The organism is Aeromonas sp. MR16, from assembly GCF_022549315.1.
GTDB lineage: Bacteria > Pseudomonadota > Gammaproteobacteria > Enterobacterales > Aeromonadaceae > Aeromonas > Aeromonas aquatica.
The window spans coordinates 61,054-75,122 of sequence record NZ_JAKZFK010000006.1 but is presented as its reverse complement, the minus strand read 5'-3'; the positions used below and the strand labels follow the sequence as shown (position 1 = coordinate 75,122).

The following is a 14,069-nucleotide window of genomic DNA, read 5'->3' as shown; positions in this document are numbered from 1 at the left end:
GATATGCTTTTGGCGCGAGCCATGCACACATAAGCAGATCAGGGGGAAGGTCGTGATGCGAGCGGGAATGATGGTGGTGGGGTTGTTGTTGCCACTGGGCCAGGGCTGGGCGGCCCAGCCCGATGAATTGGGTTGGCAGCTGACGCCTTTCGCGGGCTACAGCTCGTCGATCGACTTCGAGGCGATGGAGGATCCCGCCCCCGCGCCGGTGGCGACCCGGATCGACTCGCTACAGGGGGAGAGCTCGGGCAACTGGGGCTTCTTCATCAGCAAGGAGGTGGACGATCCCGGCATGATAGAGCTGCTCTACAGCCACCAGTCGACCCCGATGTCACCGGATCAGCCGGACAAGCTGACGGTGGACACCCTGCACTTCGCCGGTGCCCTGATCCTCTCTGACAACGTCATGGCGCCCTACATAGGTGCCGGGATCGGGGTGACGCGCTTCGATGCCTATGAGAGTGAAGTGGCGCCCTCCATGTCTCTGGCGCTCGGGGTGCAGCCGCGCCTGACCAAGCAGCTGGCGCTGCGCGCCGAGGTGCGTGGCTACGGCTCCCTGGTCAACGACGACAGCCAGTTCCTCTGCAACCCCGAGATCTGTGCCTTCCGGGTGCGGGGGGACCTCATCACCCAGTGGCAGGCCAATATCGGGCTGACGCTGCGGTTCTGATCTTCTGGCCCTCTTGGGGCTAAGGCCGGTATCAGATATCAAGAGGGGCCGCTATGGCCCCTCTGCCATTGGCTCCATCAACGGGCGCGCAGCAGCCAGCGGCTGGCCGGGGTCATGTCCAGCAACCGGTAGCCGAGCAGCGTGCAGGCGACCAGCGCCGGCACCTTCAGCAATTCCCACCACACCAGCTTGCCCTGGGGGCCGAAGATCATCAGCCAGACCACCAGCATCATGTGCAGGCAGTAGAGGCCGAGCACCTTGGGGGCCTGACGCTCCAGCCACCTGCCCTTGCCCCAGTCGGGATTGGCCAGCAGCAGGCCGAACAGGCCGAGGGCCCAGGGCAGGGAGCCAAGCAGGAAGTCATGGCGATTGAGGGGCACCTCGGCAAAGTGCAGCAGGCCGACAGCTTCCAGCGCGTAGAGCGCCAGACCCGTCGCCATCAGCAGGGCGCTGCGTCTGGTATCCGGTCGCCATTTGCGGGCGCGCAGGTAGGCGCCGAGGGCCACGAACAAGAGCGAGAAGAAGGGGCCGTTGCGGGTCAGCAGGGCCCACTCGCCCCCCAGCAGCGGCTTGCCGTAGGAGCCACCGAGCAGGGCCAGCAGATAGAGCGGGACGCCGATCACCAGGGCCAACTGGGGCAGTCCGCCCCGCTGGCACAGCGCCAGGATCAGCACCGCCAGCATCAGGGCGGGCAGGAACCAGAGGTGGATCATGCCCCCCACCCACCAGACGTTGAGGAGATCCCCCACCTGCATCTGCCACTGACCCGCCATGGCCGGCAGATAGCCCTGCTGCACCGCGGCCACCGGGTTGAAGGGCACCAGCAGATAGATGAGGCTCCACCCCAGCCAGAGCAGCAGCAGGGGGCGACAGTAGCGCAGCGCGACCTCCATGGGGTTGCCTGCGGCCAGCCTGGGTTGCAGGAAGTAGCCGGCGCACAGGAAGAACAGTGGCACCGCGAAGCGGCTCAGCTGATTGATGGTGCCCCCCAGCCACAAATAGAGAGGATCACCCCAGAGGCTGGGATCGAAGGGATTGCTGAAGGGGGAGATGTGAATGGTCATCACGGCCAGGATGGCCAGTACCCGCCCGCACTCGATGCTGGAGATGCGCATGATACCTCTTGGCGTCTGGAGTTCTGGCCGCACCCTAACAGCCGCACCTGACCCCCGCCAGCCGCGGGGAGCACAACTGTGACCCCGGCCGGCGGCCGGTTACCCTTTGTTACCTCCCCGAAAGGGACGTTACCCCCTGTGAGAGGGAGATCCCGCTTTGGTGTATGTAACGGGTCGACACCCCTGGCCAGGCCGGCGCCTAGAGCAGGGCGATCAGCAGGGTGGCGAGGGCGCCCGCCAGCAGCAGGGCGATGCCGCGCCGGGGTGGCCCGTGCAGCTTGTTCCACATCAGCAGGCTGGTGAGGGCGAGCAGCAGCAGCGCTAGGGCGGCGAGGTCGCCAAACAGCTGCCAGGGGAGGCCGGTGCCCATGCCGCGATGCAGCCGGTTGAGGCTGGCGGCGAAGTTGGCCTGCTGGCGCTCGATGCGCACCTCCAGGGTGCCGGCCACATAGCTGGCGGCGAGACTCTGGCTCAGGGTCACGGCCTTGAGCTCCCAGCGAGCGGGCAGTATGAGGGGGCCGCTCGGGGTGGGCAGGTGCTGGGGTGGGGTGACAGTGGTATGGGCCTGTTCCAGCCCCTCGGAATAATGTTGTTGCACAAGGATGGTGAGCGCGGCGGGCTCACTGAGCGGCGCCGTCAGCGTCAGCACCTCGCTGCGCTTGTCGGTATGGGGCCCGGGCAGGGGCAGCACGGCCCTGTGTTGCAGCCAGAGGCCGGTGAGGCCGTAGATCAGGAGCAGGGCCAGGGTGGCAAAGCCGGCCCAGGCGTGGATGCGGCGCACCCACTTGTTGTTATGCAGGGGGAGTTTCTTGGTTTTCATACATATCTGGCCGGCTTGCGCCGGCCAGTCTGGTCAGGAGGGGATCAGAAGCGGTAGGCCGCGGTCAGGTTCAGCTGACGGGGGCTGCCCGGCATGATCTGGGCCGCGCTGGTGGCGCTGACGTAGTACTCATGGTCGGTCAGGTTCTCCACGCTGAGCTGGGCATCCCACTGCTGCCAGCGGTAACCGGCACGGGCGTCGTAGCGGGCGTAGCCCGGCAGCACTGTGGTGTTGGCGTTGTCGGCGAAGCGATCCCCCACCGCCGTCACCCCGGTCTCCCCAAACCAGCCCTGCTGGCCGCTCTGGTAGCCGGCGAACAGCTGGCCGTTCTCGCGGGAGACGTTGCTCGGCCGCTTGCCCTGCAGATCCGCATCCGCTTTGACCTGCTCCGCATCCTGAATGGCGACGCCGCCGTGCAGGTAGACCTCGTCGGTCAGTTGGGCGCGGGCGCTCAGCTCGATGCCGTCGGTACGCTGCAGACCGGTGAGGATCACCTTGGTGGGATCCAGCGGATCCTTGCTGCGCTTGTTGTACATCTCCAACCGGTAGATGGAGAGAGTGGTGGCCAGTCGGCCGCCCAGCCAGTCACTCTTGACCCCACCCTCGTACAGCCGGGTGTGTTGGGGATCCAGGTTGTTGTTCTTGTCGCCAGGGGTGATGCCGATGAGCTCACCGCCGACCGGGGTGAAGGTCTTGCTGTAGGCGGTATAGAAGGCGTGCTCCTCGATGGGGTTCCACACCAGGCCCAGGCGCGGGCTCAGGCTGGTGACCGAGAGGGTCTCCTCCTTGTTGAGGTCGTTACGGCGGCTGGTGACGGTGAACTCGTCCCGGCGCAGGCCGCCGAGCAGGTGCCAGTCACCCAGGCTGAGTTGATCCTGCACATAGAGGCCGTAGCCACGCACCTTGTGGTTGGCGTCGCTGGAGAGCTTCATGGCGCCGTTGTAGGTGGGCAGGGAGCCCGGATCGTAGAGGTTGCCCGGCGGGATCGGGGTGGTGTTCTGATACAGCTTGGGGGTGCGCTCCTGCCAGTTCTGCTCCAGCCCGACCAGCAGACGGTGCAGGGCGGGACCGGTCTGCAGCTGACCTTCGGCCTCTGTGTTGCTGGTCAGGCTCTTGGCTTTCAAGTCCTGCTGCCAGCGGGCGCGGGTCACCTGATCGCCCTTGACGCTGGTGACATAGGTGTTGTCGAACTGGCTGTCGAGGGTGGTGTAGCCGAGCTGCTGGCGCAACTGCCACTGCTCGTTGATATCCCAGGTCAGCTGGGAGCGGGTGGACTGGGCCACGTCATCGATGAAGTCGCGGCTGGTGTCGCTGTAGACGCTCTCGATGGGCACATCGGCCGGGCGGCCGTCGACCCCGGGGATGCCGCGATCCGGGGTGCGATCGCTGCCGTTGCGCTCGTACTGCACCAGCCAGTTCAGGTTGTCGCTGATCTCCCAGTTGGCGGACGGCGCCAGCAGGGTGCGCTTGCTGGTCACCCCATCGCGGAAGCTCTCCTTGTCTTCTTGCGCCATGTTGAGCCGCAGTTGCACCTGCTCGCCTGCCTCGGCACTGAGATCGGCGGCGAGGCGCTGGCTGTCGAAGCTGCCGACCTGGGCGGTGACGCTGGAGGCCTGGCCCCGCTGGGGCTTCTTGCTGACCCGGTTGACGATGCCACCGGTGCTGCCACGGCCGTAGAGCACGGCCGCGGGGCCCTTGAGCACCTCGACCCGCTCTATGTTGCCGAGATCCCGGGTGTACTGCATGTCGTCCCGCAGACCGTCGAGATAGAAGTCGTTGCTGGCGTTGAAGCCGCGGATGTTGATGCTGTCGAAGCGGGTGTCACCGCTGGCGTTGACCCCAGGGATGCCGCTCAGGGCCTCGCTCAGGGTGGGTTGGCCGTAGGCGGTCAGCTCGCTGACCGGGACGCTCTCTATGGTCTGGGGCACCAGCTTGGCCGGGGTCGCGGTGCGGGTCGCGGTGGCGACCTCCTCGTGTTGGCTGCGTTTGCCGACGACCGTCATGGTTTCGTCAGCGGCCTGGGTGCCGGCACTGAGGGCCAGCAAGGCGGCGCCCAGCAGGGCGCGCTCTGGGTTGGGGTTATGCATCTGCGTGTGACTCTTTTAATCGACCTGATGGCCTGAACTTATTGATTTATTTGTAATTATTTTTTGGCTCCCGACGAGGGAGGACGCTAATGATATTTATTTTCATTTGACTAGCAAGGGAAAGGTGTAAAAAAGTTACATCTATGGCTGTGGGCGCAGTCAGATGGCGCTGGCTGGCGGCATTGACCTGGTAGTTGAGCCTTGGTGGTGGCCCGGGGCTGGTTTACCATCTGAGGCCGGTGGCGGGTTGTCACCTCAGACTCACGCAAAGGGAAGGCGACAGATGGAAGAGATCATCAGGGCGGATCTGAATAACCGGCAGCACGGCGAGGCGCTGGTCTGCCTGCTCAATGAATACGCGAAAGACGAGATGGGGGGCGGCTGTGCCTTGCCCGACGAGGTGCAGGCCAATCTGGCCGGGGTGCTGGCTGCCCGCGGGGATGCCCATGTTCTGCTGGCCTGGGTGGATGGCGAGCCGGCCGGGGTGGCCACCTGCTTCGAGGGCTTCTCGACCTTCGCCTGCCAGCCCCTGCTCAACATCCACGACATCGCCGTGCACCCGGATTTTCGCGGTCGCGGCCTTGGCAAGCGGCTGCTGGCGGAGGTGGAGCGCCTGGCCCGCGAACTCGGTTGCTGCAAGCTGACCCTGGAGGTGCTGGAGGGCAACAAGGTGGCGCAGGCCGCCTATCGTGCCAGCGGGTTTGCGGGATACGAACTGAACCCCGAGGTGGGACGGGCCCTGTTCTGGCAGAAGAAACTGCGTTGAGCCGGCCGGCAAAAACGGATCCCTCTGATTGTCATCGGGCCGACCAGCCTCTAGAGTGGCGTCCAATTTCCCCATTCTCTCAACGGCCAGCCTTGGCCCGGTGATCAAGATGACGCTTTATGCCTCGGATCAGCGAGTGACCCGAGTGAACTCCGTACAGATGCGCACGATGAAGCATTGTCCGGAGCCTGGGGAGGCCTGAGCCTCCCACCCATTCATCGTATTCTGCCTATCGGACCTCGTTGATACATGAGGCCTGAGCCATGCGGGTACGAAGAAAACAGAAGGCCATAGACGCTCCATCGTCTATGGCCTTTTTTGTTGGCCCGCATCCAGGATGCGGGTGCGAAGCAGAGCAGAGGCCCGCCCGGGTGCTCTGCTTTTTTTTGGCTTGTGGTGGCAAAGGTGAGGGTATGCTCAGGGATATCCGCCTCGCGACCGGGCCTGAATGATGCTGATAAGGAAGAGTGAGATGTCACAGAATATCTATGATAACCTAGGCTTTTTTGAAGGTTATGCCCAGTTGCCCCGCTCCCGGCAGGGGTTGGCGGGGGCGCCCGAATGGCCGGCGTTGCAGGCCATGCTGCCGCCGCTGGACGGCAAGCGGGTGCTGGATCTGGGCTGCGGCTATGGCTGGTTCTGCCGGGTGGCCCGGGAGCAGGGGGCGGCCGAGGTGCTCGGCATCGATCTCTCCGCCAGGATGCTGGCCCGCGCCGCCGAGCTGACCCGGGACGAGGGGATCCACTATCGGCAGGGAGATCTGAACGGACTCGAGCTGCCTGCCGGGTCGTTCGATCTGGTCTACAGCTCGCTGGCACTGCACTACCTGCCCGAGCTGACAACCCTGTTCGAGACGGTTTACCACTCGCTGGTGGCGGGGGGCAGCTTGGTGTTCTCGGTGGAGCATCCCATCTTCACCTGCCCGCAGCCCCAGGGCTGGCTGGTGGATGGGGAGGGGCGCCGCTCCTGGCCCGTCAACGGCTATCAGGCCGAGGGCAAGCGGATCAGCAACTGGCTGGCGGAGGGGGTGATCAAGTACCACCGCACCCTGGGCACCCATCTCAATGCCCTGATCGCGGCGGGATTTGCGATCCGTCACCTGGAGGAATGGGGGCCGACTGCCGAGCAGATCGCCGCCAATCCGGCGCTGACGGAGGAGGCCGAGCGCCCCATGCTGCTGCTGGTGGCGGTGCAAAAGCCATTGCGTTGATCTGAGAGGTAAATAGAAACGGCGCGCAGAGTCCTCTGCGCGCCGCTTTTTTAGGGGGGTCAGCTTGGCTGAGGCCCGACTCAGAAGTCGTAGCGAGCCGCCAGCTGGAAGTCATCCTTGGTGTTCAGCTTGCCGCTGTCCTGGCTGTCCAGGTTATTGATGCGGTACTCGCCGATGACGCGCAGGTTCTTGTTGAACTTGTACTGGGCACCCAGGGTGTAGTAGTCGATGGAGTCGTAGTCGGACTTGCCGTCCTGCTCCACCGTCTGCTTGTTCCACAGGGCCATCAGGCCGAAGCCGCTCTCGAAGTTGTAGCCCAGCGCCGCTTCCCAACCGGCGTGATCTTTGCCGGTGGCCAGGAAGTCGCTGCCGTCGGCGTAGCTCAGGGCGGCGTAGACGGCCTTGTTGTCGTACTTGGCGGAGAGCAGCCACAGCTTGGCATCCTCTTCGTTGCTCTTGTCGCGGATACCCACGTTGTAGGCGGTGCCCAGCGCCAGATTGAACGGGAAGGTATAGGAGACGGCGGCACCGTAGGCGGCATCGCTGTCCTTGCTGGTGGTCTCCTCGGTGTCACCGCCGTCGAACTTGTAGCTGGTATCGACCTGGAAGCCGTTGAACAGGCCGGAGTATTTCAGCACCGAGCCGGCGCGGTTGGTGGCGAAGGTATCGGTCTTGGCGCCGAGGGCGTCGTTGCCGTAGCCGTCGGAGAGGGAGACGTCAGTCCAGTTGGCCAGCATGCCGGGGGCGCCTTGCTGACGGCCGAAGGTGACGTTGCCCCAGTTGGCACCGACCCCGGCGAAGGCCAGACGGGTGCGCAAGTTGTCGGAGTTCTCGCTGACGGTCTTCTCGCTGTCGTTGATATAGAGCTGCAGCTCGTACTGGGCCAGGGCCTTGAGACCCGGGTTGATTTCGCTCTCAACCTTGGCACCCAGACGAACAAACTGGTTGGCACCCTGTTTGTCGCTATATTCGTTTTTTATGTCACCGTTGGCATCCAGCTCCTTCTTCTCACCGAAGAATTGACCGGCATAGATGCGGCCGTAGAGATCGAGCAGGGTGCTGTCGTTTTTGTATACTTCGACGGCTTGCGCCTGGAAGGCCGCGGTGAGTGCCAATGCTACTACTGTCAGCTTTTTCATCTTAATCCCTTGTGTTACAAGCTTTGTTTTAAAAGACGGGGCCATGCTAGGCAGGGCAGATGACAGCGGGGTGACCGTGGCGTGAACAACCTATGGCGGTTTGGTGTCAGTTGGGTGACGGCGCGATTTATATGGCGATCCACCACTTTTGCGCGCAAAGGTTTGCCCTTGTGGTAGAATGCCGCCCGTTTTCGAGCACCTAAGGTTGGATATGCGATGAGACGTGAACTGGCAATCGAGTTTTCCCGAGTGACGGAAGCGGCGGCACTGGCTGGCTACAAGTGGCTCGGACGTGGTGACAAGAATATCGCCGATGGTGCGGCCGTTGCGGCCATGCGCCATATCCTCAATCAGATCCAGATCGATGGTGAGATTGTGATCGGCGAAGGCGAAATTGATGAAGCCCCCATGCTCTACATCGGTGAGAAGGTGGGGACGGGTCTGGGGGATGCGGTGGATATCGCGGTCGATCCCATAGAAGGTACCCGGATGACTGCCATGGGGCAGTCCAATGCCCTGGCCGTGCTGGCCGTCGGCGACAAGGGCTCCTTCCTCAAGGCCCCCGACATGTACATGGAAAAGCTCATCGTCGGTCCCAAGGCCAAAGGTGCCATCGACCTGAACCAGGCCCTCGAGCTGAACCTCAAGGCCGTGGCCAAGGCGCTCGGCAAGCCACTCTCCCGTCTGACCGTGATCACCCTGGCCAAACCGCGCCACGACAAGGCGATCAAAGAGATGCAGGGACTGGGCGTGCGAGTGTTCGCCATTCCCGACGGTGATGTGGCGGCGTCCATCCTCACCTGCCTGCCGGACAGCGAAGTGGACATGCTGTATGGCATCGGCGGCGCACCGGAAGGGGTCATCTCGGCGGCGGTGATCCGCGCGCTGGATGGCGACATGCAGGCACGCCTGATGCCCCGTCACAAGGTCAAGGGCGACAGCCCGGAAGTCCGCGCCCTGGGCGAGCAGGAAATTGCTCGCTGCGAGGAGCTGGGCATCGATCTGAGCAAGGTGCTGAAGCTGGAAGATCTCGCCAAGAATGACAACGTCATCTTCTCGGCCACCGGCATCACCAAGGGTGATCTGCTGGACGGCATCACCAGCGATGGCGTCATGGCGACCACCGAGACCCTGCTGATCCGCGGCAAGTCCCGCACCATCCGTCGCATCAAGTCGATCCACTTCCTGAACCGCAAGGACACTGTGGTACGGGATATCATCCTGTAATCGGATGAGCACTGTGGTGGCAAGTCACGTACTCTCATGCCGTCGCATCAAGTCGATCCACTTCCTGAACCGCAAGGACACTGTGGTACGGGATATCATCCTGTAATCGGATGAGCACTGTGGTGGCAAGTCACGAACTCTCATGCCGCCGCATCAAGTCGATCCACTTCCTGAACCGCAAGGACACTGTGGTACGGGATATCATCCTGTAATCGGATGAGCACTGTGGTGGCAAGTCACGTACTCTCATGCCGCCGCATCAAGTCGATCCACTTCCTGAACCGCAAGGACAGCGTGGTGCGCGACATCATCCTGTGATGCGCTGAGTGCTGCAACTGTCTGAAAAAGCCCGACGTTCGTCGGGCTTTTTGTTGTCTGGGTGGCGGGCCGACCTTTATTTCAGGGATGCCGGAGGATAAGGCTAAGGGGAATCACGACTCCTTGCTAGACTGGTTCGCCATGGACAGGAAAGCATCATATGGAGTGTCGTCAAGGCTGTGGTGCCTGCTGCATCGCCCCGAGCATCAGCAGCGCCATCCCCGGCATGCCGGCGGGTAAACCGGCCGGTGTCCCCTGTGTTCAGCTCGATGCCCAACTGGGCTGCAAGATCTTCGGTCAACCCGAACGCCCGGCGGTGTGCGGTGGTTTCAGCCCCATGGCGGATGTCTGCGGATCCCACCGGCAGGAGGCCATCTGGCTGATCGGTGAGCTGGAGCGGTTGACCGCCTGAGTCCGATTACGCCGCTGCGCGGCTAATCAAACCTATGCGGCTGAGGTCAGGCGCCCCCTTATTCCCGGCCCTTCTCACGCCAGGGGAGAAGGGAGAAAAATAATTCGGATCAACACCAATAAAAGAGGCCGCAATTGCGGCCTCTTTTGCATGGAAAAATTAGTCTTAGATCCCGGCAAGTTCCAGGGCCTGGCGATAGTATTCGTTGGCCTTGTTGGTGAGCCGGCGTTTGTCCATCAGCTGACCGAGGGCGTGGCAGAGGACAGGGCTCGGTGCGCGCTGCACCTCCTGCTCCAGCAGGCGCTGGGCCTCGTCCAGCTGACCAGCCAGCAAATAGATCCGGGCCAGAGCCGCTTCGGCACCCGGCTGATCCTGCATCTTCTTGAGCAGGGTCAGCATGGGCTGATAGTCATTCAGCTTGAGCTTGGGCAACAGGCTGAACAGCTCGGGGGCAGGGTGTTTGCGGAGCGCCTCCAGCCAGAGCTCGGCCGCCTCGCTGTCGGCACCGAGCTGGCGCAGCCGATCGCCGTAGCTGGCCAGCAGGGCAGGATCCTGGCGCAGCTTGCGTGGCAGCGCCTGCCAGACCGGGCGAAGGGTCTCGAGTGCGCCGCTGGCGGCGTCGAGGCGGGCACGCCAGGCCTGATGCAGCAGATCTTCTTCCTGCTGGGGCGTCAGCTTGCCCACCTTGCGCAGGGCGGGAGCGAGATCGATCAGCGCCGCCCAGTCCTGGCGGGCCAGATACACCTGGCGCAGCTGATCCAGCACCATGGGGTGGCGCGGATTGAGGGCGTAGACGGATTCGAGCCGACCGAGGGCGCTGTCGTACTGGCCCTGCTCAATCTGCAGCTGGGTCTGGATCAGGGTCAGCGCCAGCTCGGCCTTGGGGTTCTCCTCCTGCGCCTTTTGCAGGTATTGATCCCGGCGAGCGTCATCACCGCGCGCCTGAGCCACCCTGGCGGCACTGAGGTAGTTGAGCAGCGGAGTGTCGCTGTTGTCGGCGCCCTTGAGCAGCAGCTTCTCGGCCTGGCTGTAATGCCCCTCGGCCATGGCCAGGGTCGCATTCACCGTCTGCTGGTTCGCCTTGCGGCGCCGGCGCGTGCCAAACCAGCCTTGGGTCTTGCGGCGCAGGCCGAACACCCGGCCGAGCAGCCACTCGAGGATGAGCAGGGCTCCGTAGAACAGTACCGCCAGGATCACGGCGCTGGTGACCGAGGACTCCACTGTGTAGTTGCCCAGGGCGATGAGCACATAGCCCTTGTTGCCGGATGCTTCGGGGCCGAACATCAGGCCGGCCACCATCACGGCGACCACTAGGATCAGACGAATCATGGTCTCCTCCTCAACTGCCGGCCAGGATGCGTTGCAGGCGCTCGGTCAGCACCTGTTCCAGCATGGCCTGGGTCTTGAACTGATCCGGATAGTCGAACTGGATCTGCTCGCTTTTGAGCTTGTCGAGCTCGGTTTGCATGTATTGGGTGGCGCTGTTGTCGACGTCGAAGTACTGGGTCAGCCAGCGTTGGGCCTTTTCCAGGCTGTCGGTGTAGAGTGCCTGCTGCTCGCGATAAACGGCGAGCTGGGCCTGCAGCAGCTTGGTCTTGAGGTTCTCGCGCAGGAAGATCTCCTGCTGCGGGGAGAGCAACGCCTCCGCCGCCCCATCGCGGCGACGGATGGTGATGAAGTTCTCGGTGAACTTGACCCAGTTCTTCTTCAGGTTGCTTTCCCACTCGTCCGGATTGGTGCTGACCGCCTGATCCGGCTCGGCCTTGGCATCGGGCATGCTGACGGTGGAGAGCGGCAGCAGCTCTATCTGATCGGACAGGGCGGCCAGCTTCAGGGTCAGCCCCTCGCGGTCGACGCGCGGCATGGCCTTGAGTTGGGCGATGTCTTCCGCCAGCGCCTTGCGAATGGGCATCAGGCTGGGATCGTTGAGCGCCTTGATCCGCTCGTCGGCGTTGCCGAGCAGGGTGATGGCGGAGATGAGGTCGTGTTCGAGCCACAGCTTGCGGCCCGCCATGCGCACCAGGTATTCGGATTCGGCCAGCATCCAGTCGTTGGGACGCTTGTCATCCAAGTCCAGCACCTTGTGCTGCAGGGCATCCAGCGCGTCCTGCAACTGTTGCTGGCTCTTGCCGAGGGTGGCGAGTTGCTCGGCATCCTTGCTGTTACTCTGATCCAGCTTGCCCATGACCTCGGCGAGCTGTTGCTTGAGGGCGCCGATCTCCGCCTGCTGGATGACGGCATTCTTGTGGCCGTGCAGATAGAGACCACCGGTCAGCCCCAGGGCCAGCAGGATGCCAACGCCACCGAGGACGACGCCAGCGCCGCCCTTCTTGTTGCCGACGGCCTTGTTCTCGGGCTTGTTGTTGTCGGCCGCGGGGGCCGCAGCACTCGGCTGGACTTCTTGCTGTTCAGTCATTCCATCTTCCTCAGTTCCAGGGCGGCCACCAGAGCCTGGTTGGATGCACCTTGGGCAATCACGATACGGGTAAAGCCAGCCGCCTCGGCCAGTTCGGCCACCCGGGGACTGGGCACCACCAGCAGGCGGTCATAAAGCCAGGGCTGCTGCTGGCTTGGCACCAGTTCCAGCAGCCGCTGCAGCAGTTCACCACTGGTGATGAGCAGGCTGTCGAGGCCGGCCCCCTGCCAATGGCGAGTCAATGCGTCTCCGTCGAGCGCGGGGTAGTGGCGCTCATAGGTGGCACAATAGTGCACCAGTGCGCCGCGTGAGGCCAGTGTCCGGGCGATGAGATCCCGGCCGCCGTTGCCGCGCAGGATCAGTACCCGCTTGCCCGCCATCTCTTGCAGGGTCGGCAACAGCAGCAAGCCTTCGCTGCGGGGATCCTCGGGGCTCTGGGCCCGGATCCCCACCTCGGCGAAGGCATCTGCACTGGCCTGACCGACCGCAAAGTAGTCAATATGTGTCCAGGTCTGACCAGTTTGCAACAGAAAATGATGAGCAAATTTAACGGCATGGGCGCTGACGGCAACGACGATATCCGCGGCAGACAGCAATTCGGGCAGGCGGGAGAGCTCGTCCCCCGGCCGGGTTTCCAGCAGCGGGCAGCAGAGCGGGTGGTGGCCGCACTGGCGCAGCAACTGCACCAGCTCCTCGGCCTGCTGCGCCGGGCGCACCACCAGCGGGATCATGGGATCCGGCTCGCCGGGCGCGACCCTGGCCTGGCCGGGCCCGCACTCATGCGCGGTAGACCTCGGCCAGTATGACGTCGGCACCATCGGCCAGCAGGCGCTGGGCCAGCGCATGGCCCAGCGCCTCGCCGTCGGCCAGGGGACCGCGGATCTCGTCGCGGATCACCCGGGTGCCATCCGGACTGCCCACCAGGCCACGCAACCAGATCTCCTCTCCCTGCACCAGGGCATAGGCACCGATAGGCACCTGACAGCCCCCTTGCAGGGCGCGGTTCATGGCCCGCTCGGTCAGCACCCGCGCCCGGGTTTCGGCGTGTTCGAGCGGTGCCAGCAGCGCGTGCAGCTCCTGATCGTCGATGCGGCATTCGATGCCGACCGCACCCTGACCGTTGGCGGGCAGGCTCTGCTCCGGCTCGATGAAGGCGGTGATGCGGTGGGCCATCTCCAGCCGTTTCAGGCCGGCGGCGGCGAGTATGATGGCGTCGTAGTCACCGGCATCCAGCTTGGCGAGGCGGGTGTTGACGTTGCCGCGCAGGTCGCGGATCACCAGATCCGGGCGTGCGGCGCGCAGCTGGCACTGGCGGCGCAGGCTGGAGGTGCCGACCACGGCGCCCTGAGGCAGCTCGTCGATCTGCGTGAAGCGATTGGAGACGAAGGCATCTCGCGGATCTTCTCGCTCGCAGATGGTGTGCAGGCCCAGCCCCTCGGGGAAGTCCACCGGCACGTCTTTCATGGAGTGGACGGCGATGTCGGCACGGCCCTCCAGCATGGCAGTCTCCAGCTCCTTGACGAACAGGCCCTTGCCACCGACCTTGGCGAGCGGCGTATCCAGGATCTTGTCACCCTGAGTGCTCATGGGCACCAGTTCGACCTGCAGATCGGGGTAGAGGGCTTCCAGTCGATCTTTGACAAAATTGGCCTGCCACAGGGCCAGTGGGCTCTTGCGAGTGGCGATTTTCAGGGTTCGGGCTGCCATATCAATCAGTTGTTTCATCTTTAGTGAGGAAAACGATCTTACCACCCTTTACAGGGGCTTTCATGGCGTAGCCGGCAAAAGCGGGGGCAGCGTCAAAAAAGCGGGTTGAAAATGATTTTCATCCAGTCGGAAATTAAATGTAATTTATTGAATTTATTTATTTTTATTGCTTTCCGTTGATA

Annotated in this window: 13 protein-coding genes; 5 read left to right on the top strand and 8 right to left on the bottom strand. The window is 63.5% G+C overall.

What is annotated here, in order from left to right; genetic code table 11:
• The first annotated feature begins 52 nt into the window (after nucleotides 1–52).
• Entirely contained in the window at nucleotides 53–670 is a 618-nt protein-coding gene (locus tag MM194_RS06905) for an outer membrane beta-barrel protein (RefSeq protein WP_241343121.1), read from the top strand.
• A gap of 77 nt (nucleotides 671–747) precedes the next feature.
• Here the strand turns inward: MM194_RS06905 and MM194_RS06900 are convergent, their stop codons facing one another.
• The 3 genes from MM194_RS06900 to MM194_RS06890 all read right to left on the bottom strand — a co-directional run bounded on the left by MM194_RS06900 (nucleotide 748) and on the right by MM194_RS06890 (nucleotide 4,692).
• Nucleotides 748–1,785 (bottom strand): acyltransferase family protein, encoded by a 1,038-nt coding sequence (locus MM194_RS06900; RefSeq protein ID WP_241343120.1) that lies wholly within the window; start codon nucleotides 1,783–1,785, stop codon nucleotides 748–750.
• 199 nt (nucleotides 1,786–1,984) lie between these two features.
• Complete coding sequence (locus MM194_RS06895; RefSeq protein WP_033131499.1) at nucleotides 1,985–2,605, bottom strand: PepSY-associated TM helix domain-containing protein; 621 nt, start codon at nucleotides 2,603–2,605, stop codon at nucleotides 1,985–1,987.
• A gap of 44 nt (nucleotides 2,606–2,649) precedes the next feature.
• Nucleotides 2,650–4,692: a TonB-dependent siderophore receptor gene (locus MM194_RS06890; protein ID WP_241343119.1), complete on the bottom strand. Its 2,043-nt coding sequence runs from the start codon at nucleotides 4,690–4,692 to the stop codon at nucleotides 2,650–2,652.
• A gap of 283 nt (nucleotides 4,693–4,975) precedes the next feature.
• Between MM194_RS06890 and MM194_RS06885 the strand changes: the two genes are divergently transcribed.
• Together MM194_RS06885 and MM194_RS06880 are read left to right on the top strand one after the other, a co-directional pair.
• A complete protein-coding gene (locus tag MM194_RS06885) occupies nucleotides 4,976–5,458 on the top strand; it encodes a GNAT family N-acetyltransferase (protein WP_241343118.1) in 483 nt (160 codons plus the stop codon).
• A 472-nt stretch (nucleotides 5,459–5,930) separates the two neighbouring features.
• Nucleotides 5,931–6,668 carry a class I SAM-dependent methyltransferase gene (locus MM194_RS06880; RefSeq protein ID WP_241343117.1) on the top strand — a complete coding sequence of 246 codons (738 nt, stop codon included), beginning with the start codon at nucleotides 5,931–5,933 and terminating at the stop codon, nucleotides 6,666–6,668.
• Nucleotides 6,669–6,748: 80 nt separating this feature from the next.
• Here the strand turns inward: MM194_RS06880 and MM194_RS06875 are convergent, their stop codons facing one another.
• Nucleotides 6,749–7,807: a porin gene (locus MM194_RS06875; protein ID WP_241343116.1), complete on the bottom strand. Its 1,059-nt coding sequence runs from the start codon at nucleotides 7,805–7,807 to the stop codon at nucleotides 6,749–6,751.
• Between the two features lie 216 nt (nucleotides 7,808–8,023).
• Between MM194_RS06875 and glpX the strand changes: the two genes are divergently transcribed.
• Together glpX and MM194_RS06865 are read left to right on the top strand one after the other, a co-directional pair.
• The gene (gene glpX, locus MM194_RS06870) at nucleotides 8,024–9,034 is read left to right on the top strand and encodes a class II fructose-bisphosphatase (protein ID WP_241343115.1); all 1,011 of its coding nucleotides are present in this window, start codon (nucleotides 8,024–8,026) and stop codon (nucleotides 9,032–9,034) included.
• Between the two features lie 478 nt (nucleotides 9,035–9,512).
• Nucleotides 9,513–9,764: a zinc/iron-chelating domain-containing protein gene (locus MM194_RS06865; RefSeq protein WP_033131493.1), complete on the top strand. Its 252-nt coding sequence runs from the start codon at nucleotides 9,513–9,515 to the stop codon at nucleotides 9,762–9,764.
• 165 nt (nucleotides 9,765–9,929) lie between these two features.
• On the opposite strand, the gene MM194_RS06860 is transcribed toward MM194_RS06865, so the two are convergent.
• Genes MM194_RS06860 through hemC form a run of 4 tightly spaced genes read right to left on the bottom strand, consistent with a single transcriptional unit; the run spans nucleotide 9,930 to nucleotide 13,887 of the window.
• Nucleotides 9,930–11,093, bottom strand: coding sequence for a heme biosynthesis HemY N-terminal domain-containing protein (locus tag MM194_RS06860; protein ID WP_241343114.1), 1,164 nt, complete (start codon nucleotides 11,091–11,093; stop codon nucleotides 9,930–9,932).
• 10 nt (nucleotides 11,094–11,103) lie between these two features.
• Nucleotides 11,104–12,180 carry a uroporphyrinogen-III C-methyltransferase gene (locus MM194_RS06855; protein WP_241343113.1) on the bottom strand — a complete coding sequence of 359 codons (1,077 nt, stop codon included), beginning with the start codon at nucleotides 12,178–12,180 and terminating at the stop codon, nucleotides 11,104–11,106.
• Nucleotides 12,177–12,911, bottom strand: coding sequence for a uroporphyrinogen-III synthase (locus MM194_RS06850; protein WP_241343112.1), 735 nt, complete (start codon nucleotides 12,909–12,911; stop codon nucleotides 12,177–12,179). The genes MM194_RS06855 and MM194_RS06850 overlap by 4 nt, the downstream gene beginning before the upstream one ends.
• A gap of 46 nt (nucleotides 12,912–12,957) precedes the next feature.
• Nucleotides 12,958–13,887, bottom strand: coding sequence for a hydroxymethylbilane synthase (hemC, locus tag MM194_RS06845; RefSeq protein ID WP_152599318.1), 930 nt, complete (start codon nucleotides 13,885–13,887; stop codon nucleotides 12,958–12,960).
• Between the last annotated feature and the right edge of the window lie 182 nt (nucleotides 13,888–14,069).

Bases quoted from the DNA above. Each gene is read 5' to 3' on its own strand.
- MM194_RS06900 (WP_241343120.1), bottom strand. From the start codon at position 1,785: ATGCGCATCTCCAGCATCGAGTGCGGGCGGGTACTGGCCATCCTGGCC.
- MM194_RS06895 (WP_033131499.1), bottom strand. From the start codon at position 2,605: ATGAAAACCAAGAAACTCCCCCTGCATAACAACAAGTGGGTGCGCCGC.
- MM194_RS06890 (WP_241343119.1), bottom strand. From the start codon at position 4,692: ATGCATAACCCCAACCCAGAGCGCGCCCTGCTGGGCGCCGCCTTGCTG.
- MM194_RS06885 (WP_241343118.1), top strand. From the start codon at position 4,976: ATGGAAGAGATCATCAGGGCGGATCTGAATAACCGGCAGCACGGCGAG.
- MM194_RS06880 (WP_241343117.1), top strand. From the start codon at position 5,931: ATGTCACAGAATATCTATGATAACCTAGGCTTTTTTGAAGGTTATGCC.
- MM194_RS06875 (WP_241343116.1), bottom strand. From the start codon at position 7,807: ATGAAAAAGCTGACAGTAGTAGCATTGGCACTCACCGCGGCCTTCCAG.
- glpX (WP_241343115.1), top strand. From the start codon at position 8,024: ATGAGACGTGAACTGGCAATCGAGTTTTCCCGAGTGACGGAAGCGGCG.
- MM194_RS06865 (WP_033131493.1), top strand. From the start codon at position 9,513: ATGGAGTGTCGTCAAGGCTGTGGTGCCTGCTGCATCGCCCCGAGCATC.
- MM194_RS06860 (WP_241343114.1), bottom strand. From the start codon at position 11,093: ATGATTCGTCTGATCCTAGTGGTCGCCGTGATGGTGGCCGGCCTGATG.
- MM194_RS06855 (WP_241343113.1), bottom strand. From the start codon at position 12,180: ATGACTGAACAGCAAGAAGTCCAGCCGAGTGCTGCGGCCCCCGCGGCC.
- MM194_RS06850 (WP_241343112.1), bottom strand. From the start codon at position 12,911: ATGATCCCGCTGGTGGTGCGCCCGGCGCAGCAGGCCGAGGAGCTGGTG.
- hemC (WP_152599318.1), bottom strand. From the start codon at position 13,887: ATGGCAGCCCGAACCCTGAAAATCGCCACTCGCAAGAGCCCACTGGCC.